The following is a 19,777-nucleotide window of genomic DNA, read 5'->3' as shown; positions in this document are numbered from 1 at the left end:
CCCGCGGTTGCGTAGCTCGTTCATCACCGAGAGCCAGAACTTGGCGCCTTCGTTGTCGGCAATCCAGAGCCCGAGCACCTCGCGCTCGCCCTCGCTGGTAACCCCCAGGGCAAAATCCGCGACGCCGACAGCCGGATGGTCAAGAACAAGGCCGTTTATATTGCCCTCGGCTGTCCACGAAACCGGGGGAACTGCACACCCACCGGAATCCACACAGAGTCCATCAGCTGATGAACCGCTCTAAACGACCCGTAGAAAACATTTGCCATAGAATCGAACATATTTTACTATCGATAAAGACACTTATCGCTAGTGACAAAGGGCCTGACCACTGCTGCAAACCTCCAACATCATCGTCGCCCAGCCCCCAAAAAACCCCGCCCTGGCGATCCCAGAAACCGAACGCGCCCGCACCTACGCCGCCTCCTCCAAATCGCCCAATACCCTAAAGGCCTACGGCGCAGATTTCCGTGGCTTCGAGGCCTGGTGCCAAGCCAGAGCGGCAACGGCCTTGCCGGCGAGCCCCGACACCGTGGCCGCCTTTGTCGCGGCTCTCGCTGACGACGGTTTGCGGGCCAGCACCATCGCCCGCAAACTCAGCGCCATCCGGTATGTCCACCACATCGCCGAGCGGCCGAGCCCGACCGAGGCGACGATCGTCACCGCGACGATGCAGGGCATCCGCCGCGTGCTCGGAACCGCCGTCCGGCAAAAGGCGCCGGCCACCGCCACCGACATCGCCGTCATGCTGTCGCGCATTTCTAAGACGCTGCATGGCACCCGCGACCGCGCCTTGATCGCCCTCGGCTTTGCTGGCGCCTTCCGCCGCTCAGAGCTGGTCGCGCTCACCGTCGACGATGTCACCTTCACGGCCCAAGGCGCCGACATCCTCATTCGCCGTTCCAAGACTGACCAGGATGGCGAGGGGCAGACGATCAGCATTCCGCACGGCACCCGCCTCATGCCGATTGCCGCCCTCCGCACTTGGCTCGATGCGTCCGGTATCGTCGAGGGACCGATCTTCCGCCGCATGCGCAAGGGTGATGCGATCCTGCCGGCTGCGATGACCGCGCAAACCGTCTCGCTCGTCGTCAAGCGCTACGCCGCCGCCAGTGGCCTTGCCGTCACTGAGTTCGCCGGCCACAGTCTTCGGGCCGGGTTCGTCACCAGCGGCGCCGAATGCGGCGCCGATCTCAACCGCATCATGGATCAAAGCCGCCATCGCGATCCGCGCACCGTGCGCAGCTACATCCGCCGCGCCAATCGTTATAAGGACCACGCCGGGGCGGGGTTTCTGTAGTGAACCCGGGTACAATAGCCTGCGAGCAGGTAGGCGGGCGTTGTCCTACCGCACCTTCTATAGAGGTGCAAAGCCCAACGCACACCCATAGGCCAGATAGGCAAGATCGTCAGGGTTGGGCTGGCTCAAAGTGAGGAATGTCCGGAGAAGAGCGAGGCTTCCCTCCTTCACGGAAGCTACCATCGCGACGGCGGCAACCGCGTGGTTCGACCGGGGAAAAATCAGCTATCCCCGTCTGAGATTTCTGAACACGACAGTCGATGGGATGCGGGATCGAGGCCGGCAGGCAGCCAGCGGAGAGCTCTTTGCCCGCCGAAATGACCGCGTATACCGGATAGGTGGAGGCGACTTTCTTTTCTCGGGGCAGCTGTGGTGTCGCGACATCACAGCAACACACACTGGTCTCACTCAGCGTCTAGAAATCACCGTCGAGGCCAATCTTTCTCGCTTCATCCAGCACCACGGCCTGCCGTCGACTTGCCTCGCCGAGCTGGACCCTCTGCCGTTTCTGAGGCGCGACCCGGACGTCCAAGAGATCGGTTTGGACGGAGGGGATAACTTCGTGCCTGATGCGGGGATCACGGCCGCCCTTGCGGCTGACTGGCCCCGTGAATTGGCGCTGCTCCTCCGTTTCATCCAAAACGCCATCGTCAGGTGCCTCGATCCCGACGATACGGCTGGTGATGACCAGCAAAGGACGCTGGCCGAAATCCAAGCTGGTCGCCAGCGGCTGCGCTTCCAAGCTGACTGGTCGGGCTGGGTCGTCCGACAAATCGAAACATATTGGGAATTCCGCGCGCCAGACCCGCTCGCGCAGATCGAACACTTGCGCTACCAACTTCCCCAGCTCGCGGACGAAGTTCAGGCAACTCATTATCGCACGAGGCCGGCCGAAGAGCGCGTCGCCGATCCCAACCCCGCCCTCGGCACCGAAGGGCAGCTCCGAAGCTCTCAGAGCCTCTCAATCCCGCTTGGCGTCAAAGACCTGCGCCTCGGCATCTACGCGAAGCGCCAAAATCGCATCCGACTGGAAATCCGCACCTACTCAAATACCCGCGCAACGCTCTGCGGACACGGAACGCGGACTGAGCTACCGAACAACAGCCTCGACGATCTGTCGCGCTACGTGCGAGCCGTTGCCGACAACTCCAGCCGGCGGTTGACCCTCTTTCTCAGCGTGCTGTCTCGCTTTCGGCCATCCGAACCTCCCAATGCTGCCTCGCTGAGCCTGGTCCTCTTCTATATCGCTAGAGCCTGCGAAACCAACCAAGCGTTGATGACCAACATCATGAGAGAGCTTCTCGACACCGGTCGGATTGCCGTCGATGGCACCGGCTCTTCCGATCGGCGCCGGGCAATCAACCGCCTTGTGAGAAATCGGCTTCTCGAAAAGGTCAGCGTGGCGATCAATCACACCGGCTCCGTCTATGCCGTGCACCCGCGATACCGAGGCGTCATCCCCGCCTTGCGAATGGCGCTTCGCGACTCCCATTGGCCCGATAATCCGGATGCAGTGTAAGGCAACAAGGCTTGTCGGAACCTGTCGGAGTAGATTTCTTCCGACAACGCCAAAACGCCTGCTCAGCAGGACTTATGGAGCTTCTCCAGCCGCAAATGACTAGATTGCCGTACCCTGTGCCGCCGCGCTCGCGTGTCGGTGATGCGCTGCAGCGCGAAGAGGCTAGTCGGACTGGCGTATATTTCCTGGTCGGCGACGATCCTGCGCAGCCAACAAAGTCGCGTGTCTACGCGGGGGAGGGCGATAATGCCGCGGACCGTATCCGACAGCATGCCAAGGATGCCGGCAAAGACTTCTGGACCAGAGTTTGCATCGTCACCTCCAAAGATATGAACCTGACGAAAGCGCACGTGCGCTCTGGAGAGCCGGTTTATCGAGCTGACGAAGTCCGCCGACAGAGCGAACCTCGCAAATGGCAATGAGCCATCGCGGAAGGCCCTTCCGGAGAGCGACATCGCTGACATGGAATTTTTCATATCCCAGGTTCAGGTGGTCCTGCCGGTGGTCGGTTTTGACTTTTTGCGTCCGAAGGTGAAGTTGCCATCCATGGGCACCATGCCGCCGGCGAACGTGGTCGAACAGAAGACACTGGATTTGGTTCTTACCGCTGGCAAGCACGGCTACGAGGCAAGGGCGATCGAAGTGGACGGAGAGATCATTGTTCTTGCAGGGTCGCGTGCGACAACGAAGGACGACTACTCGTCCAACGGCTACTCCGTTCTTCGGGAACAGCTGATGAACGAGGGACGCCTTGTGCCAACTTCGGATCCGGAGTTTCTGGAATTTGCCGAGGATGTCTCGTTCGCCAGTCCTACTGCTGCAGCTGCAGTTATCCGTAACCGAAATGCGAACGGCCGGACATCCTGGCGGCTCGTCGGCACCGGTCAAACGTTAAAAGAGTGGCAGGACGCGCAACTTGAGCCAGAGGTTGAGGAACATCACCCTCGCGGTTTCCAGTGAACCCGGGTCCACCCGCCGGCTTCATCTTCTCAACGGGACAGTCCGCCAACGCGTCAAACGATGATGCGCGTGTCCCCGTTCTTCGTGCTGCTGTTGACGCTCTGGCGATCCCGAAGCGGAGGGTTGGGGGCCGCGAGCGGCGAAGCGGAGCACCCAGTCGCGGATGATCTGCAAGGTGATGCCGCGGAGGCCGGAAGCTTATACCGCTTTATAGGCAACCCAGCCGACAGCGATGTCCTGCACGGCAACGCCAGTCCCGTCGAAGATCGTGATGTCGCTATCCGAACGATTGAATGCCGATACATCCGCCAAGACGCTCCCGATGGAGGCAGACATCCTGGCATGATCTTTAAGGCCCTGAAACTCGCCCAGGCCCTGAGACTGCTCGGCGTCGTCGTGGAAAAGGCGCGCCTTTCCAAGGAGTGACCTTGGTAGTTCGCGCTTGCCAACGGTGTCCGCACCCATGGCGTTGATGTGCTGGCCTTCAGGGACCCATTCCGGCGCGAATAGCGCCTCGTTCGACGGTGTTACAGTAATCAGCACGTCGGATCCGCGGACGGTCTCCTCGGGGTTCGTTAAGAGGACCTCGATGTCGGAATGCGCCTCGCGAATGGCGGTGGCAAGAGCAGAGGCGGTCGCGTGGTCGTATTCACAAATCCGAATTGTTACGAAGTGGCGAGCAAGCAGGGCGGCCTCAATCTGGCTGCGGGCCTGCATGCCGGTTCCAAAAATGCCGAGCGTCTGGGCGTCCTGTCTGGCGAACGTATCTACGGCTACGGACCCGGCTGCGGCGGTGCGAGCCTCGGTGAGCCAGTTCGCTTCGATTGACGAGAGCGCTTGTCCGGAAGAGGCATCGAACAGGAGCGTCGTCGACTGATGGTTGGTAAGGGGGGCCTTGTGTGTAGTGTTCCCGGGCCAGTATCCACCAGCCTTCAGTCCAATGAGACCTAGACTTTCGTACTCCGCCGACTTTACGCCGAACGTTCCAAGGCCGTTCGAGAGGCTTTCCCGCACGACCGGCAGGAGCCGGCAGCGACCCTTGTGAAGATCAATGAATGTCGTGCGGACCGCATCTATCGCTGCCTGAAGCCCAACGGCTCGGCGTGCGTCATCTTCCGAAATGTGGATCATGTTTTTTTCTTTGGTTCAGGTGGAGAGGCCGACGATCCGAGTAGCCAGTTCGTGGCTTGGATCTCCATAGCTCTCCATGATGGAGAAGTGGTTTTCGCTAGGCTGCACCAGAAGCCTCGCGTCGAGACCGCTCTTCTGACAGCGTTCGGCAAAGAGGGCTGACTGAGCAATCCATCCGGCACTCTCGTCTCCACCTACGACGATGTCGATCACCGTCCTACCGACGGCGAGCGGTAGATGCAGAGGGCTCAAAGGGGAGATGTCGACCCGCGTCAAGCCGATCGTCTCGTTGATTGAAATGCCGAGCACATGGGAGACGTCGTAGATGCCGCTGACGAGTGTAACGCTCTTCATCTTGTCGGGCATCGGGGCGCCCCCGGCCATGCACATCGCGAGAAGATGCGCGCCGGCGCTGTGACCGGATGCCGACAACCGCCCGGCGTCGCATCCGGCATTTGCGGCTAGGCCGGGAAACGCGTCCATGCAGAGACGAGCCTGACGAACGATGTCATTAAGCGTCACGCTCGGGCACAGGTCATAGTTGGCGACGAAAAGGGAGATGCCGGACTCATTAAAGGTCTCGGCCAGATAGCTGTAGTCAGCCTTATCGCGACCCCGCCAGTAACCGCCATGTAGGAAGATGTGGGCAGGGCCGCCCGGAGTTCCAGGGAAGATATCAAGGCGGTCGTTGTCCCCTGGTCCGTAGGGAACGTCGTAGATGGCATCGGGCCGTTTATTTCGAGTTGCAGCCGAGGCTTCTGAAGCCCGGCTCCGGTAGCTGTCGGCGTCCGGGGTCGAGACCCTCGGATTGTAGTGCCACTCGTGGTCTCGAGGGATCTCGTCCATCATGCCGCTTGCTTCTCCATCAGAAGCTCCCAGAGAAGCCGTCGGTACTCGATGAACCGTGGGCTCTCGCGGATGCCCTCGCCCATACCCGCCCGCGGACGCTCAATGTCGATGTCAATGATCCGGTCAATTCGTCCGGGTCTAGCTGACATGACGACAACCCGGTCCGCGAGGATGATCGCCTCGTCGATCGAGTGCGTGACGAAGAGAATGGTCTTCTTCATGCGCTCAGAAAGAGAGAGCATCTCATTCTGAAGGATCTCACGGGTTAGGGCGTCGAGAGCACCGAACGGCTCATCCAGCAAGAGGATATCGGGGTCGACCGCCAGTGCCCGGGCGATCCCGACACGCTGCTGCATGCCGCCCGACATCTGTCGGGGATAGTGATCCCGGAAGGCCGCCAGACCGACGGTCTCCAGGGACGTGGCGATGATCTCGCCTTGGCGGGCCTTCTCGACGCCCCGGGCCTTCAGGGCGAACGCAATGTTCTCGCCAGACGTCATCCAAGGAAGGAGCCCGTACTGCTGGAACACGAACCCACGTTCGGGTCCGGGGCCGTCGATTGGTCGTCCCTCGATGGAGATACGTCCGCCGGACCGGCTCTCCAGACCCTGGAGAATGCGCAGCATAGTGGTTTTGCCGCAGCCGCTGGGGCCAAGGATGGTGATAAACTCGCCGGAGCGAACGTCGAGGTCGAAGCCCGCAAGGGCCTCGACCGTCGTTCCTCGCTTGTCGACGAAGGTTTTCGTCACCTGCTCAATGGAAAGTGAGGACATGACGGGCTCCCTGTTCGTTGCCACGTCTATTTCTCGTAAGTGCCGATTTCTGCGATGACTTCATCGACGATAGAGGTGTCGAGGACCTCCTCGACGGGCAGGACCTCGTCCTGCAGGCCGGTGTCAACATTCAACTGTTGCATATAGGTGGCGGCATCGGCAGAGATGTTACCGTTCGGGTTCCAGATGCGTCCATCGACGTAAAACTTGTAAAATGCGTCGAGGTCTTCGTCGGTGTAGTCGAAGTGACCTTTGGCGACGGCGAGCGTTTCATCCTTGTTCTCAAGGACGAAACGGGTCGCAAGAAGCTGCGCTTTGATAAAGCGCTTCAGAACGTCGCGACGCTCTTCGATCATCCGGTCAGTGGTGTCGAACGGGATCATTATGTAGTCAGGAAGCTCGGGCCCGACAATCTTAAGGAGATTAGCGTCGCCGCTGCGCTCGACCTCGGGTGAGTAGGAGGCGACTGTTGCGTCGACGGCGCCGACGATGATGCCATTGATCCGTGCGCTCGACCCCTGGATCGACACCCAGTTGATCTTGTCGATCTTTGACTGCGGGACCCCTTCCTTTTGCAGAAGTGCCAGCGTGACGACGTGGGGCAGGGATCCTGGGCTCGAGATTGCGACGTTCTTGCCAGGCAGGTCGGCAATGGTTTCAATGCCGGATCCCGGACGCGTCCAAAATGCATAGTGCAGGCCGTTGTGAACGCCGCCGACTGTCTTCAGTTCGGCGCCGCGACCGGTTGCGACGAGCGTCTCAGCCATGCCGGCCTGGATGATGTCCATGTCGCCAGCGATCAGCGTACGAACAGGGATCGAGCTGTCGGCGATGTGGGTAAATTCGACCTCGAGATCCTCGGCTTCGTAAAAGCCCTTTTCCTGAGCTACGAACTCCACGACGTTCAGAAACATCTTCGACGGCAGCGCCACCTTGACGGCATCAGCGGACATGGCCGCGGTAATGGGGGCAGTCGCGAGCGCGAGGGCGAGAAGGCTAGTCTTTAGGATCGAGTTCACGGACTTTTCCTTTCGTTGCAATTAATCGGGATCGACTATCGCCAGGCACCCATGCGGTCCTCGGCGAGCTTGACAGCATGGGTCAGGAGATTTCCAAGGATGGCGAGGATGAAGACCGGCACGAATGCTTTGGCGGTCTGAAACTGGTTCGAGTAGTTGATGATTAGGCCGCCCAGACCGGCAATCGAAGTCAAAAACTCGGCGACAATCATTGCAATAATGCCGCGACTGACCGCGAGGCGCATGCCAGATGCGATGTAAGGAACGGCAGAAGGCATGACGATGCCGGTGAAGGTCATCCAGCGTGTCGCACCGAATGCGACGCCGATGTCGAGATAGCTCTTCTCGACATTTCGTACCCCGGCGAGCGTGTTGATAATTACCGGGAAGATCGCGAACATGACGACAATAATGACTTTAGAAGTGAACCCCACGCCCACCCACAGCATAAGGATTGGGACGAGCGCGATCAGAGGCATCGAGTAAAGCGCATTGACATACGGGTCGAGCGCGATCTCGGCGGTTCGGCTGGTACCCATCAGAATGCCGATCGCCATGCCTAGCAATAGCGAGATCAGGTATCCGACGGCGAATACCGACAGGCTTTCGATGGTCGCTTCGACGAGCTCGCCTGACAGGAGCATCTCCCAAGTTGCCATCAGGACCTGCGATGGCAGGGCCACGAGAAGAGGGTTGGCGTTGCGTCCAAAAAACTCCCACGATCCGATCAGGACGATAGCGGTTACGATCCTGATCCAGTTGTCCCGACTGACTATCGGACTTCTCCGCGGGGCAGATACTGATGCTGGGACTGCGGTATCGGACTTGCTCACCTGGCGACATCTCCTGTCGGTCGAAGGTTCATGCGGGGTTCCGTGACATGATCATGACCAATAAAGCCTGTGTGTCAAACTGTTTGTCAGACAGTCTTACATCAGCTATAATTTTGAAACGTTCTCGATCAGACAGGAGGCATCGTGACCGCCATTCAGCGAAATCCCGCGCCCGTGCGCGGACAGGTCGAGTCCTACCTTCGCTCGGAGATTGAGCTCGGACATCTGCGTCCGGGTGACCGAATTGTTGAGAGAACGGTCTGCGAAGCGCTTAGCGTCAGTAGGCCGCTTGTCCGAGAAGCCCTGCGGGCACTGCAATCTGACGGTCTTGTACGGGCCTTGCCCCGAGGCGGTATCGAGGTGACCGTCCTGACTTGTGAGGAGGCTGGCCACATCTATACCGTTCGCAAGGAGCTCGAAGGTTTGTCCGCGTTCTTATTCGTGAGCAACGCTACGAAGGACGATCGCGAGAAGCTCTCTCAAGCAGTGAGCGACCTAAAAGCAGCTTTTGAGGCCGACGACGGCGAGCGACTTCTGGAGGCAAAGAACCGCTTCTACGCCATCCTTTCGGCGAGTTCCGGGAACCCGGTACTCCAGATGATGCTGCGCAACATCCATGGGCAAATCCGGCTCCTGCGGGGGACGTCCCTCTCGGAACCGGGACGAGCGAACAGTATGGTCGGCGAACTGTCCGACATTGCGGAGGCGGTCCAGGCTGGAGACGCCGACGAAGCGCGGCGACTTACAGAGGTGCATGTCTTAGCGGCCATGGATGCGACGAAACGGGCTTTGTCCGAATGTCACGGCACGCGTATCGCTGCGGAGTAGGATTTAGTCATTCTCCCCGCTCGAAGTCCGTCAGATCCGGTCGGACTCCGCTCCCTTGGACACAGTAAGTTAGGGAGCTTCGGCGCCTGCGATGCTGCGATTCGTTCGCACCATCCGCCGGCTCTGGAAGATCAGCCTCGAACGCGCCGCCGTTCAGGGCAGACCGGCAAAAAATGTATCTCGTGGTATTTTGGCGTGGTACACTAGGGTACACTTGGAACGTGAGAGGATGCAGCAAAATCAATGAGCTAGGGGTGGTGGTGTCGTCTTCGACTATCTCTACGACCGCGAGAGCGCCAATTTCTCGCGCGGGGCTCTGGAAACGATCATCGAGTCGGCCGCCGACGACGCGCGCGTGCGCAACGTCACCGTGATGGCCCATTCGATGGGAAGCTGGCTGACCATGGAGGCCCTGCGCCAGCTGGCGATCCGCCGCGGCCAGCTGCCGGCCAAGATCCGCAACGTGATCCTTGCCTCGCCCGATCTCGACGTCGACGTCTTTTCCCGCCAGCTCGACGAGATCGACACGCAGCGCACCCAGTTGACGATCTTCGCCTCGACCGACGACCGCGCCCTGCAGGTCTCGCGCCGGCTGGCCGGGGGCGTCCAGCGCCTCGGCGCCATCGACGTCTCGCAGGAGCCGTATCGCAGCGGCATCGAGGCGAAGGGGGTCGACGTGATCGACCTGTCCGCGCTGCAGGCGGGCTCCGCGCTCAATCACAGCAAGTTCGCCGAAAGCCCGCAGATCGTGCAGTTGATCGGCCAGCGGCTGCTCTCCGGCCAGGAGATCGGCGAAGAGGGCATTTCGCTGGGTGAAACCCTGGGTGCCGCCGCTCTCGGTACGGCCCAGACCGTCGGTTCGGCGGCGGGCGCCGTGGTCACCGCGCCCGGCGCCCTCGTCAGCCAGCGCGGCCGCGAGGTGTTCGGCCGCCAGGTCGGCAATGTCGGCCGCAATCTCGGCGGCACGCTGCAGACGGCAACCGGCCAGTAGGCCGGCCGGCCAGCCAGAGCGAGGCTGGCCTCTCGGGCTCGCCGTTTGCGACCGGCGGCGGGTGGCGGAGCCATGTGATTGCGCGCGATCATCCTGATCCTGCTGCGTTCGCGGCGTTCTCCGCCGACCCGGACCGGCCAAAATTTGACCAGACGATAAAAAATTTGACCTTTTGAAAAACTGGCATCATTCTATTCTTCCACGAGCCGTCGAAGGCCGGATCATCGCCGTCGCCGGCTCCCTGGAAGGTTTCGAGGGGGATGCGACGCATGAACGAAGCCCGACCCATCCGGCCCGACATCGGCGCGGGGCGCCTCGCTCCCGAGGCGCTGGCCGACAATTTCTCCGACATTCATCCGCCGCTGGAGGCCCATGAGGCGCTGGTCGAAGCCGACCGCTGCTATTTCTGCTACGACGCCCCCTGCATGACGGCCTGTCCGACCGCGATCGACATCCCGCTGTTCATCCGCAAGATCCAGACCGGCAACCCGACCGGCGCGGCGCAGACCATCCTCTCATCCAACATACTCGGCGGTATGTGCGCCCGGGTCTGCCCGACCGAGACCCTGTGCGAAGAGGTCTGCGTCCGCGAAGTGGGCGAGGGCAAGCCGGTCAAGATCGGCCTTCTGCAGCGCTTCGCCACCGACCATCTGATGGAAAAGGGCGGCCACCCCTTCGTGCGGGCCGAGCCGACGGGCAAGCGCGTCGCCGTGGTCGGGGCCGGGCCGGCGGGCCTTTCCTGCGCCCACCGCCTCGCCCTGCACGGACACGAGGTGACGCTCTACGACGCGCGGGAAAAGCCCGGCGGCCTCAACGAATATGGCATCGCCGCCTACAAGGCGACCGAGGGCTTTGCCCAGCGGGAAGTCGACTTCGTCCTGTCCATCGGCGGCATTACCCTGGAAACCGGCAGGGCGCTGGGGCGCGACATTCATCTGGCCGACCTCCGGCGCGACTTCGACGCGGTCTTCCTCGGGCTCGGACTGGCCGGCGTCAACGCGCTCGGGGCCGAGGGCGAGACCAGCACCGGCTCGGCCGACGCCGTCGCCTGGATCGCCGATCTGCGCCAGACCACCGATCTCGCCTCGCTGCCGGTCGGCCGCCGTGTCGTCGTCATCGGCGGCGGCATGACCGCGGTCGACGCTGCCGTGCAGGCACGAGCCCTGGGCGCCGAGGAGGTGACCATCGCCTACCGCCGCGGCCAGGACGCCATGAACGCCTCGGCCTACGAGCAGGAAATCGCCCAGACCCGCGGCGTCCACATCCGCTGCCATCTGCAGCCTAGGCGTATCCTGACCCAGGGCGGCCATGTGAGCGGCATCGAGCTGGAGCGCACGACGGTCGAGGACGGACGGCTCGTCGGCACCGGCGAGATCGTGACAATCGAGGCCGACCAGGTCTTCAAGGCGATCGGCCAGAGCTTCCTGCCCGACGGGCTGGCCAGCGAGGACGCTGGCGTCGTGCTGGAGCGCGGCCGCATCCGGGTGGATGCCGAGCGACGCTCCTCGCTGGATCGCGTCTGGGCCGGGGGCGACTGCATCGCCGAGGGCGAGGACCTCACCGTCGTCGCCGTCGAGGACGGCAAGGTCGCGGCCGAGAGCATCCATGCCGTGCTGTCGGCGCAGCAGGGCCTCGGCGCACGCATCGCCGATGCCGTCTCCGGCGCCGTCGAAGCACTGTCCCCCGGTCGGATGTAGGGAGAACGAGCCATGGCCAATCTTGCGACGAGTTTCCTCGGCATCGCCTCGCCGAACCCCTTCTGGCTCGCCTCGGCGCCACCGACCGACAAGGAATACAACGTCCAGCGCGCCTTCGAGCAGGGCTGGGGCGGCGTGGTCTGGAAGACCCTCGGCGAGGACCCGCCGGTGGTCAACGTCAACGGTCCCCGCTACGGCGCGATCTGGGGCCCCGACCGCCGGCTGCTTGGCCTCAACAACATCGAGCTGATCACCGACCGGGCGCTCGACACGAACCTGGAGGAGATCGCCCGCGTCAAGCGCAACTGGCCGGACCGGGCGATGATCGTCTCGCTGATGGTGCCCTGCGAGGAGGCGCCGTGGCAGAAGATCCTGGCCCTTGTCGAGGAAACCGGCGCCGACGGCGTGGAACTGAACTTCGGCTGTCCCCATGGCATGAGCGAGAGGGGCATGGGCTCGGCGGTGGGGCAGGTCCCGGAATACATCGAGATGGTCGCGCGCTGGTGCAAGCAGCATTCGAAGCTGCCGGTCATCGTCAAGCTGACGCCGAACATCACCGACATCCGGTTTCCCGCGCGGGCGGCGAGGCGGGGCGGGGCCGACGCGGTCTCGCTGATCAACACCATCTCCTCGATCGTCTCCATCGATCTCGACAATTTCGCGCCGACGCCGACCATCGACGGCAAGGGCAGCCATGGCGGCTATTGCGGACCGGCGGTCAAGCCGATCGCGCTCAACATGGTGGCGGAGATCGCCCGGGACGCGGAGACCGCGGGCATGCCCATGTCGGGCATCGGGGGCATCACCACATGGCGCGACGCGGCGGAGTTCATCGCGCTCGGCTGCGGCACGGTTCAGGTCTGCACGGCGGCAATGACCTACGGTTTCAAGGTGGTCCAGGAGATGGCCTCCGGCCTGTCCGACTGGATGGACGAGAAGGGCTACGCCACGATCGAGGATTTCCGCGGGCGTGCCGCACCGAATGTCACCGACTGGCAGTATCTGAACCTCAACTACGTGACCAAGGCGCGGATCGACCAGGACAAGTGCATCTCCTGCGGACGCTGCCATATCGCCTGCGAGGACACCTCGCACCAGGCGATCACCAACATGGTCGACGGCCGGCGGAAGTTCGAGGTGATCGACGAAGAATGCGTCGGCTGCAATCTGTGCGTCGACGTGTGCCCGGTCGAGGACTGCATCACCATGGAGCGGATCACCGGCTTCGACCCGCGCACCAAGCGGCCGATCCCGGACGAATATGCCAACTGGACCAGCCATCCCAACAATCCGATGGCAAAGGAACGCCAGCAGCACGCCCCCGAACCGGTGGTGCTGCCCGACGCGGCGGAGTGAGGCGGGAAGACGATCTTCGCGCGCATGCTCGGAGGAAGCGCGGATGCGGTAGCCGCGCCCGCATGACCGGGTAATGGCATTGGCCTGACCGGGCCCACGGATGCGCCGTTTCGCGGTTGGCTGACGGACCGGGCGAACTCGTGGTCGCGCCCGAGTTGGCCCGATGCCGGGGGCAGAACACGACGGCGGCCTCGCCACGCGTCACGGTAATTCTGTACCGCACCTCCTGGACGGCGGATCATCCGTCGTCGCCCGTGCCACGTCAGTTCGCGAAAGATCCTGGCGTCCGCGCGGCATTCGGCAAGAGGGATCGGTTGTGGTTGGAGAAGATATTTCGCGCCGAAGACCCTCACGTAACCGTGAAGTAACCTCGGCGAAGTAATCTTCTGCCAGAACCGACACCGGCGTGCCGGGAATCGCTTCGCCCGGACTTTGCCGCGATTGGGAATTGAGCTGTATGTCGATCCATCTTCGCCTCATCATAGGCAGTTCGATCTTCGCGATCCTGGCGCTCCTGTTCGCCGCATTCTCCTATCATTCGCAGTCGGTTTCCCTCGGTTTCGCGCAGAATTTCTATGAGGGCGGGATCGACCCGCTGGGACGGCTGCAGGTTGCCAGGGGCAAGACGGATGCGCTGGCCGTCAGCCTGGCGGGCGACGATGCGGCGTCCGGCGATGGGACGCAGCGCGCGCTCGATCCGGTCATGCAGACGATCACCTCGATCAAGGCAGACGTGCGCGCCGCCCTGGCCCAGTCCAGTTCGCCCTCGGTCAAGGCCATCCTGTCCGAACTCGTGTATCCGCTGAGCCGGCTCGAGGCCTCGGGTGGCAACATGTCGTCGCGCATGGCCGCACGCGAGATCGCCAGCGCCGCCCTTGTCCTCGATCGTGCCGTGGGGGCGGTGAGCGAGGAACTGGGCCAGACCAAGCTCGAGGCCGTGGATGCCATCGAAAGCGCGCGGTACCGCAATCTCGCAGGCCTCGCGGCCATCCTCCTCGGCATGGCCGGCTTCGCCGTCTTTCTGTCGCGCTCCGTTGGCGCCTCGCTGCGGCGGGTTTCCGGTCTCGCCCGCAATCTGGCCAGTGGTGCCGACTGCGACATGGTCGAGCCCCATGGGCCGGGCGAGGTGCGCGACGTCCTGAATGCGCTCAGGCAGATGCAGGAGCACTGCCAGAAGCTCGAGGCGATGATGCGCGACAAGGTCGGCCTGATGGCAGGCCGGCTCGACAAGCAGCAGGACCAGTTGACCGCGGCGCTGAACAACATGACGCAGGCGCTCTGCATGCTCGACGGCCAGAAGCGCATGATCCTGTGCAACGAGACCTTCACGGAGCTGTTCGGCTCGTATCCACCGGGAACGAATGCCCGGGAATTCTTCACCGACCAGCGTCTGACCGGCCGCGTGGCTGCCAACGACACCACGTCGCACGTGCAGGAAGTCGGCGACAACCGGATCATGGAAGTGAAGCGGCGCGGCATGACCGGCGATGGCCTGCTGATCACCTTCGAGGACATCACCGAGCGCGAGGCGATCGCCCGCCGCCTGCAGCATCTGTCCGGCCATGACGCCCTGACCGAACTGCCCAACCGCGGCGTCTTCGCCGAAATCCTCGACGAGGCCCTGAATCGGAGCCGCAAGGCGCTGACCGTGGCGGTCGTCGACATTCGCGGCTTCAAGACGATCAACGATACCTATGGCCATCCGGTCGGCGATGCCTTGCTGCGGCAGTGCGGCGCGCGTCTGGTCCAGCAGGCCGGACCCAAGGCGACTGTTGCGCGGCTCGGCGGCAACGAATTCGCCGTCGTCCTGCTCGGCGGGCGCTCTGCCGCCGATGCCGAGGAACTGGCGCGCACGGTGGTCGCCAGCTTCGACGAGCCCTTCGAGGTGGATGGCCGCCACATCAGCGCTGCCGGCAGCGTAGGGGCGCTGTATGTGACGGGCGGCAAACGCCACACCGGCTTTGACGCCGCCATCGCGCTGCAGAACTGTGACCTGGCCCTGTACCAGGCCAAGCAGTCCGCCGGCAGCAGCTACCGCATGTTCCAGCCGAGCATGCGCCAGAAGCTGCAGCAGCGTCGCGAACTGGAGATCGACCTGCAACGGGCGATCGAGGAGAAGCAGTTCGAGCTGTTCTACCAGCCCTTCGTGGATACCGGGCGCCGCGCCATCAGCGGCTTCGAGGCACTGCTGCGCTGGAACCACCCGGAGCGCGGCCGCATCAGCCCGGCGACCTTCATTCCGCTGGCCGAGGAGACCGGCCTCATCTCGTCGATCGGTCTGTGGGCGCTGGAAACCGCCTGCCAGCAAGCAGCAGGTTGGGTCAACGACCTCGTCATCTCCGTCAACCTCTCTGCGGTGCAGTTCAAGAGCCCGACCCTCGTCGCCGATGTGCGCCGTGTGCTGACCCAATCGGGGCTTGAGCCCTCGCGGTTGCAGATCGAGGTGACCGAATCCCTGTTCCTCGACGAGGGCGACAAGGTCCTGTCGATCCTGACGGAATTCCGGCGCATGGGCCTGACCATCTCGATGGACGATTTCGGCACCGGCTATTCCTCGCTCGGCTATCTGAATCGGTTCCCCTTCGACAAGATCAAGATCGACCAGTCCTTCGTGCGGGACATGTCCCGCCCCGAGAACATCGCCATCGTGCGCTCGGTCATCGGCTTGTCCAATGCGCTCGACATGCGCGTCATCGCCGAGGGCATCGAGACTCCCGAGCAGATGCGCATCCTCTATGCGGAAGGCTGCCGCGAGATGCAGGGATACTATTTCTCCCGGCCGCGCCCTGCATCGGACCTGTCGAAAATGCTTGTCGAGATCGCCGAACGCTGGCCGAGCGAGTTCGAGGAGCTGACCCTCGGGCAGGACGATACGCCGGCAAGAGCAGCCGCTGCAGCCTGAGCGGCCGACGGATCCCACGCTGGATCCTCTGAAGCTGTGTCAATCGCGGGGTCGGATCCCGTTGAGGACCACCGTCAGGACGGCCTGTGCGGTCTGCTCCCTGAAGCCGGGCGCATCCACCTGGCTGCCGAGGATGGCCCGGATCTGAACGTCGAAATCGGCATAGTGCTGAGTCGTCGCCCAGATCATAAAGATCAGGTGGTGCGGGTCCACCGGTGCGAGCTGGCCGCGGTCGACCCAATTCCGGATTACCCTGGCCTTCTCGCCGACCAGCTGCTTCAGCCGCGTCCGCAGGAAGTCTCCCACGACCGGCGCGCCGGCCAGCACCTCGTTGGCGAAGAGGCGCGAGGCGGCCGGATTGGCTTGTGACATCGCCAGCTTGGCCGAGACGTACCGGCGCAGCTCCTCGATCGGATCGCCATCGGCGTCCAGCAACTCCAGGGGCGCCAGCCAGTCGTCCAGCGTGTGCTCCAGCACCGCCCGGTAGATGTCCTGCTTGCGGCGGAAATAATACAGGAGATTGGGCTTCGACATTTTCGCCCGCGCGGCGATCTGGTCGACGGTCGAGCCGCGGAAGCCGTTGACCGAGAAGACCTCCAGCGCCGCGTCGAGGATGATCTGGCGATTGATCGCCTGGATGCGGGTCGGCTGGCGGTCACCGCTGGTCGGTTCGTTCCCGGAATGCTCGACTGCCTGGTCCACGCTTCCAGCCCTTTTCGCCCGGCTATTGCCCGCCTGTTTTGCACTGCGGTATCGTGCGCAGTTCTTCAGCACGGTGCTTGACCGGTTCCTGTCGACCTTCTAGCCTCGCTTTTGACCATTTAGTCAAGATTTCGGACGCTCCGGCCCCCGGATCGGTCCCTTTGAGGCGGCAGCCGATGAACGAGCACGCGACGATCGCGCCCAACAATCTCGAAGCCTTCTGGATGCCGTTCACGGCGAACCGGCAGTTCAAGCAGACGCCGCGCATGTTCGTCGCGGCTAGGGACATGCACTACACGACGTCCGACGGGCGGCAGGTGCTGGACGGGACAGCGGGGCTGTGGTGCGTCAATGCCGGGCATTGCCGGCCGCGCATCGTGGAGGCGATCCAGAAACAGGCGGCCGAGCTCGACTATGCCCCGGCCTTCCAGATGGGCCATCCCAAGGCCTTCGAACTGGCCTCCCGGCTCGCGGCGATCGCGCCGTCCGGCCTCGACCATGTGTTCTTCACCAATTCCGGCTCCGAGTCGGTCGACACCGCCCTGAAGATCGCGCTTGCCTACCATCGGGCGAAGGGCGACGGCTCGCGCTTCCGCCTGATCGGCCGCGAGCGCGGCTATCACGGCGTCAATTTCGGCGGCATCTCGGTCGGTGGCATCGTCGGCAACCGCAAGATGTTCGGCACGCTGCTGACCGGCGTCGACCACATGCGCCACACCCACGATCCGGCGAGGAACGGCTATTCGCGGGGCGAGACCGAGCACGGCGCCGAACTGGCCGACGATCTGCTGCGCATCGCCGCCCTGCACGATCCCTCGACCATCGCCGCCGTCATTGTCGAGCCGGTGGCCGGCTCCACCGGCGTTCTGCCGCCGCCGAAGGGCTACCTGAAGCGCCTGCGCGAGATTTGCGACCAGCACGGCATCCTCCTGATCTTCGACGAGGTGATCACCGGCTACGGGCGCATGGGCACGGCGTTCGCCGCCGATTATTTCGGCGTCACGCCGGACATCATGGTCACGGCCAAGGGACTGACCAACGGCGTCATCCCGATGGGCGCGGTCTATGTGAAGGACGATATCTACGACGCCTTCATGGGCGGCGCCGAGCATCTGATCGAGTTCGCCCACGGCTATACCTATTCCGGCAATCCGATCGCCGCGGCGGCAGGCCTCGCCACGCTGGAAACCTACAAGGAAGACGGGCTGTTCGAGCGGGCGAAGGCCCTCGAGCCGGTCTGGGCCGAGGCAATCCATTCGCTGAAGGGCGAGCCCCATGTCGTCGACATCCGCACCATCGGCCTGATCGGCGCGATCGAGCTGGAGCCGATCGCCGGGGAGCCGACCAAGCGGGCCTTCTCGGCCTTCCTCGAAGCCTATGAAAAGGGGCTGCTGATCCGCACGACCGGCGACATCATCGCCCTGTCGCCGCCGCTGATGATCTCCGAGGACCAGATCGGCGAGATCGTCGAGACGCTGCGAAGCATCCTGAAAACCCTCGCCTGACGGCAACGCAACCTATCGAGAGAATCACCCCATGAGCCCAGCCACCAATCTCCAGATCGACGGCGACCGCCTCTGGGACACGATCATGGAGATGGCGAAGATCGGGCCGGGCATTGCCGGCGGCAACAACCGCCAGACGCTGACCGACGAGGATGGCGAGGGGAGGGCGCTGTTCCGGTCCTGGTGCGAGGCGGCCGGCCTGACCATGGGCGTCGACACGATGGGCGACATGTTCGCCCGCCGCGAGGGCACCGATCCCGATGCGCTGCCGGTCTATGTCGGCAGCCATCTCGATACCCAGCCGACCGGCGGCAAGTATGACGGCGTTCTGGGGGTGCTGGCGGGCCTCGAACTGGTCCGCACCCTCGACGACCTCAACATCCGCACGAAGCATCCCATCGTCGTCACCAACTGGACGAACGAGGAGGGCACCCGCTTCGCCCCCGCCATGCTGGCCTCCGGTGTCTTTGCCGGCGTCCTGGAGGAAGAGTGGGCCAAGGACCGCAAGGACGCCGCCGGCAAGCGCTTCGGCGACGAGCTCGAGCGGATCGGCTGGCAGGGTGACGAGCCGGTCGGCAGCCGCAAGATGAAGGCGTTCTTCGAACTGCATATCGAGCAGGGGCCGATCCTGGAGGACGAGGGGATCGACATCGGCGTCGTCACCCACGGCCAGGGCCTGTACTGGCTCGAGGTCACCCTGACCGGCAAGGAAAGCCACACCGGCTCGACGCCGATGCCCAAGCGCCGCAACGCCGGCCTCGGCATGGCGAGGGTGACGGAACTGGTCCACGAAGTGGCGATGGACTATCAGCCCAACGCCGTCGGCACGATCGGTCAGATGAACGTCTATCCGAATTCGCGCAACATCATTCCCGGCCGTTGCGTCTTCACCATCGACATCCGCTCGCCGTCCAAGCAGACCCTCGACACGATGCGCGAACGCATCGAGGACGGCATCGACCTGATCGCGGACGCTCTCGACATCGACGTCTCGGTCGACGAGGTCGGCCATTTCGATCCGGTGACCTTCGACGAAACCTGCGTGAAGGCTGTGCGCGACGCTGCCGAGGCGCTCGGCTNGATCGCGGACGCTCTCGACATCGACGTCTCGGTCGACGAGGTCGGCCATTTCGATCCGGTGACCTTCGACGAAACCTGCGTGAAGGCTGTGCGCGACGCTGCCGAGGCGCTCGGCTACTCCCACCGCAACCTCGTGTCCGGCGCCGGACACGACGCCTGCTGGATCAACCGCGTCGCGCCGACCGCCATGGTCATGTGCCCCTGCGTCGACGGGCTGTCCCACAACGAGGCGGAAGAGATTTCGAAGGAATGGGCCACGGCCGGCGCCAATGTCCTGATGCGCGCCGTGGTGGAGACGGCCGGGATCGTGGAGTAGGATCGGGGCAGGTCAC

17 protein-coding genes and 3 pseudogenes are annotated in these 19,777 nt (G+C 63.3%); 11 read left to right on the top strand and 9 right to left on the bottom strand.

Annotated features, from left to right (window positions below; translation table 11 throughout):
- A pseudogene (locus VQ042_RS05985) lies at window positions 1-111 on the bottom strand (transposase); the annotation flags it as partial.
- Window positions 112-331: 220 nt separating this feature from the next.
- Between VQ042_RS05985 and VQ042_RS05980 the strand changes: the two are divergent.
- The 3 genes and pseudogenes from VQ042_RS05980 to VQ042_RS05970 form a co-directional block, all read left to right on the top strand.
- A pseudogene (locus VQ042_RS05980) lies at window positions 332-574 on the top strand (hypothetical protein); the annotation flags it as partial.
- Between the two features lie 96 nt (window positions 575-670).
- Window positions 671-1,300: a site-specific integrase gene (locus VQ042_RS05975; protein WP_331816577.1), complete on the top strand. Its 630-nt coding sequence runs from the start codon at window positions 671-673 to the stop codon at window positions 1,298-1,300.
- Between the two features lie 115 nt (window positions 1,301-1,415).
- Entirely contained in the window at window positions 1,416-2,819 is a 1,404-nt protein-coding gene (locus VQ042_RS05970) for a hypothetical protein (protein ID WP_331816575.1), read from the top strand.
- A gap of 62 nt (window positions 2,820-2,881) precedes the next feature.
- Here VQ042_RS05970 and VQ042_RS05965 read toward each other — a convergent pair whose 3' ends face one another.
- The gene (locus VQ042_RS05965) at window positions 2,882-3,283 is read right to left on the bottom strand and encodes a hypothetical protein (RefSeq protein WP_331816573.1); all 402 of its coding nucleotides are present in this window, start codon (window positions 3,281-3,283) and stop codon (window positions 2,882-2,884) included.
- On the opposite strand from VQ042_RS05965, the gene VQ042_RS05960 reads away from it, so the two are divergent.
- Entirely contained in the window at window positions 3,282-3,779 is a 498-nt protein-coding gene (locus tag VQ042_RS05960; protein ID WP_331816572.1) for a DUF4357 domain-containing protein, read from the top strand. The genes VQ042_RS05965 and VQ042_RS05960 overlap by 2 nt on opposite strands.
- Window positions 3,780-3,977: 198 nt before the next feature.
- On the opposite strand, the gene VQ042_RS05955 is transcribed toward VQ042_RS05960, so the two are convergent.
- Genes VQ042_RS05955 through VQ042_RS05935 form a run of 5 tightly spaced genes read right to left on the bottom strand, consistent with a single transcriptional unit; the run spans window position 3,978 to window position 8,384 of the window.
- Complete coding sequence (locus tag VQ042_RS05955) at window positions 3,978-4,910, bottom strand: ornithine cyclodeaminase family protein (protein WP_331816570.1); 933 nt, start codon at window positions 4,908-4,910, stop codon at window positions 3,978-3,980.
- 15 nt (window positions 4,911-4,925) lie between these two features.
- Window positions 4,926-5,759 (bottom strand): alpha/beta hydrolase, encoded by an 834-nt coding sequence (locus VQ042_RS05950; protein WP_331816568.1) that lies wholly within the window; start codon window positions 5,757-5,759, stop codon window positions 4,926-4,928.
- On the bottom strand, window positions 5,756-6,532 hold the full coding sequence (locus tag VQ042_RS05945) for an ABC transporter ATP-binding protein (RefSeq protein ID WP_331816566.1): 777 nt from the start codon (window positions 6,530-6,532) through the stop codon (window positions 5,756-5,758). The genes VQ042_RS05950 and VQ042_RS05945 overlap by 4 nt, the downstream gene beginning before the upstream one ends.
- Before the next feature lie 26 nt (window positions 6,533-6,558).
- On the bottom strand, window positions 6,559-7,551 hold the full coding sequence (locus VQ042_RS05940) for an ABC transporter substrate-binding protein (protein ID WP_331816564.1): 993 nt from the start codon (window positions 7,549-7,551) through the stop codon (window positions 6,559-6,561).
- Between the two features lie 35 nt (window positions 7,552-7,586).
- On the bottom strand, window positions 7,587-8,384 hold the full coding sequence (locus VQ042_RS05935; RefSeq protein WP_331816562.1) for an ABC transporter permease: 798 nt from the start codon (window positions 8,382-8,384) through the stop codon (window positions 7,587-7,589).
- A gap of 144 nt (window positions 8,385-8,528) precedes the next feature.
- Between VQ042_RS05935 and VQ042_RS05930 the strand changes: the two genes are divergently transcribed.
- Both VQ042_RS05930 and VQ042_RS05925 read left to right on the top strand, forming a co-directional pair.
- Window positions 8,529-9,212 carry a GntR family transcriptional regulator gene (locus VQ042_RS05930; protein ID WP_331816560.1) on the top strand — a complete coding sequence of 228 codons (684 nt, stop codon included), beginning with the start codon at window positions 8,529-8,531 and terminating at the stop codon, window positions 9,210-9,212.
- A 271-nt stretch (window positions 9,213-9,483) separates the two neighbouring features.
- A pseudogene (locus VQ042_RS05925) lies at window positions 9,484-10,203 on the top strand (alpha/beta hydrolase); the annotation flags it as partial.
- An 88-nt stretch (window positions 10,204-10,291) separates the two neighbouring features.
- On the opposite strand, the gene VQ042_RS05920 reads toward VQ042_RS05925, so the two are convergent.
- Window positions 10,292-10,474 (bottom strand): hypothetical protein, encoded by a 183-nt coding sequence (locus tag VQ042_RS05920; RefSeq protein ID WP_331816593.1) that lies wholly within the window; start codon window positions 10,472-10,474, stop codon window positions 10,292-10,294.
- On the opposite strand from VQ042_RS05920, the gene VQ042_RS05915 reads away from it, so the two are divergent.
- The 3 genes from VQ042_RS05915 to VQ042_RS05905 all read left to right on the top strand — a co-directional run bounded on the left by VQ042_RS05915 (window position 10,464) and on the right by VQ042_RS05905 (window position 16,158).
- Window positions 10,464-11,900 carry an NAD(P)-dependent oxidoreductase gene (locus VQ042_RS05915; RefSeq protein ID WP_331816558.1) on the top strand — a complete coding sequence of 479 codons (1,437 nt, stop codon included), beginning with the start codon at window positions 10,464-10,466 and terminating at the stop codon, window positions 11,898-11,900. The two genes, VQ042_RS05920 and VQ042_RS05915, sit on opposite strands and share 11 nt — an antisense overlap.
- A gap of 12 nt (window positions 11,901-11,912) precedes the next feature.
- Complete coding sequence (preA, locus tag VQ042_RS05910; RefSeq protein WP_331816556.1) at window positions 11,913-13,256, top strand: NAD-dependent dihydropyrimidine dehydrogenase subunit PreA; 1,344 nt, start codon at window positions 11,913-11,915, stop codon at window positions 13,254-13,256.
- Window positions 13,257-13,713: 457 nt separating this feature from the next.
- Entirely contained in the window at window positions 13,714-16,158 is a 2,445-nt protein-coding gene (locus tag VQ042_RS05905) for a putative bifunctional diguanylate cyclase/phosphodiesterase (RefSeq protein ID WP_331816554.1), read from the top strand.
- A 39-nt stretch (window positions 16,159-16,197) separates the two neighbouring features.
- Here the strand turns inward: VQ042_RS05905 and VQ042_RS05900 are convergent, their stop codons facing one another.
- Window positions 16,198-16,860 (bottom strand): TetR family transcriptional regulator C-terminal domain-containing protein, encoded by a 663-nt coding sequence (locus tag VQ042_RS05900; protein WP_331816553.1) that lies wholly within the window; start codon window positions 16,858-16,860, stop codon window positions 16,198-16,200.
- 176 nt (window positions 16,861-17,036) lie between these two features.
- On the opposite strand from VQ042_RS05900, the gene VQ042_RS05895 reads away from it, so the two are divergent.
- Both VQ042_RS05895 and VQ042_RS05890 read left to right on the top strand, forming a co-directional pair.
- Complete coding sequence (locus VQ042_RS05895; protein WP_331816551.1) at window positions 17,037-18,365, top strand: aspartate aminotransferase family protein; 1,329 nt, start codon at window positions 17,037-17,039, stop codon at window positions 18,363-18,365.
- Between the two features lie 31 nt (window positions 18,366-18,396).
- Window positions 18,397-19,761 carry a Zn-dependent hydrolase gene (locus VQ042_RS05890; protein ID WP_331816549.1) on the top strand — a complete coding sequence of 455 codons (1,365 nt, stop codon included), beginning with the start codon at window positions 18,397-18,399 and terminating at the stop codon, window positions 19,759-19,761.
- Window positions 19,762-19,777: the final 16 nt, after the last annotated feature.

The organism is Aurantimonas sp. A2-1-M11 (genome assembly GCF_036549475.1).
In the GTDB taxonomy this organism is placed as follows: domain Bacteria; phylum Pseudomonadota; class Alphaproteobacteria; order Rhizobiales; family Rhizobiaceae; genus Aurantimonas.
This window is presented reverse-complemented; position numbering and strand designations above follow the sequence as displayed.

Bases quoted from the DNA above. Each gene is read 5' to 3' on its own strand.
- VQ042_RS05950 (WP_331816568.1), bottom strand. From the start codon at position 5,759: ATGATGGACGAGATCCCTCGAGACCACGAGTGGCACTACAATCCGAGG.
- VQ042_RS05965 (WP_331816573.1), bottom strand. From the start codon at position 3,283: ATGTCAGCGATGTCGCTCTCCGGAAGGGCCTTCCGCGATGGCTCATTG.
- VQ042_RS05920 (WP_331816593.1), bottom strand. From the start codon at position 10,474: ATGCGTCGCATCCCCCTCGAAACCTTCCAGGGAGCCGGCGACGGCGAT.
- VQ042_RS05955 (WP_331816570.1), bottom strand. From the start codon at position 4,910: ATGATCCACATTTCGGAAGATGACGCACGCCGAGCCGTTGGGCTTCAG.
- VQ042_RS05915 (WP_331816558.1), top strand. From the start codon at position 10,464: ATGCGACGCATGAACGAAGCCCGACCCATCCGGCCCGACATCGGCGCG.
- VQ042_RS05945 (WP_331816566.1), bottom strand. From the start codon at position 6,532: ATGTCCTCACTTTCCATTGAGCAGGTGACGAAAACCTTCGTCGACAAG.
- VQ042_RS05895 (WP_331816551.1), top strand. From the start codon at position 17,037: ATGAACGAGCACGCGACGATCGCGCCCAACAATCTCGAAGCCTTCTGG.
- VQ042_RS05975 (WP_331816577.1), top strand. From the start codon at position 671: ATGCAGGGCATCCGCCGCGTGCTCGGAACCGCCGTCCGGCAAAAGGCG.
- VQ042_RS05960 (WP_331816572.1), top strand. From the start codon at position 3,282: ATGGAATTTTTCATATCCCAGGTTCAGGTGGTCCTGCCGGTGGTCGGT.
- VQ042_RS05905 (WP_331816554.1), top strand. From the start codon at position 13,714: ATGTCGATCCATCTTCGCCTCATCATAGGCAGTTCGATCTTCGCGATC.
- preA (WP_331816556.1), top strand. From the start codon at position 11,913: ATGGCCAATCTTGCGACGAGTTTCCTCGGCATCGCCTCGCCGAACCCC.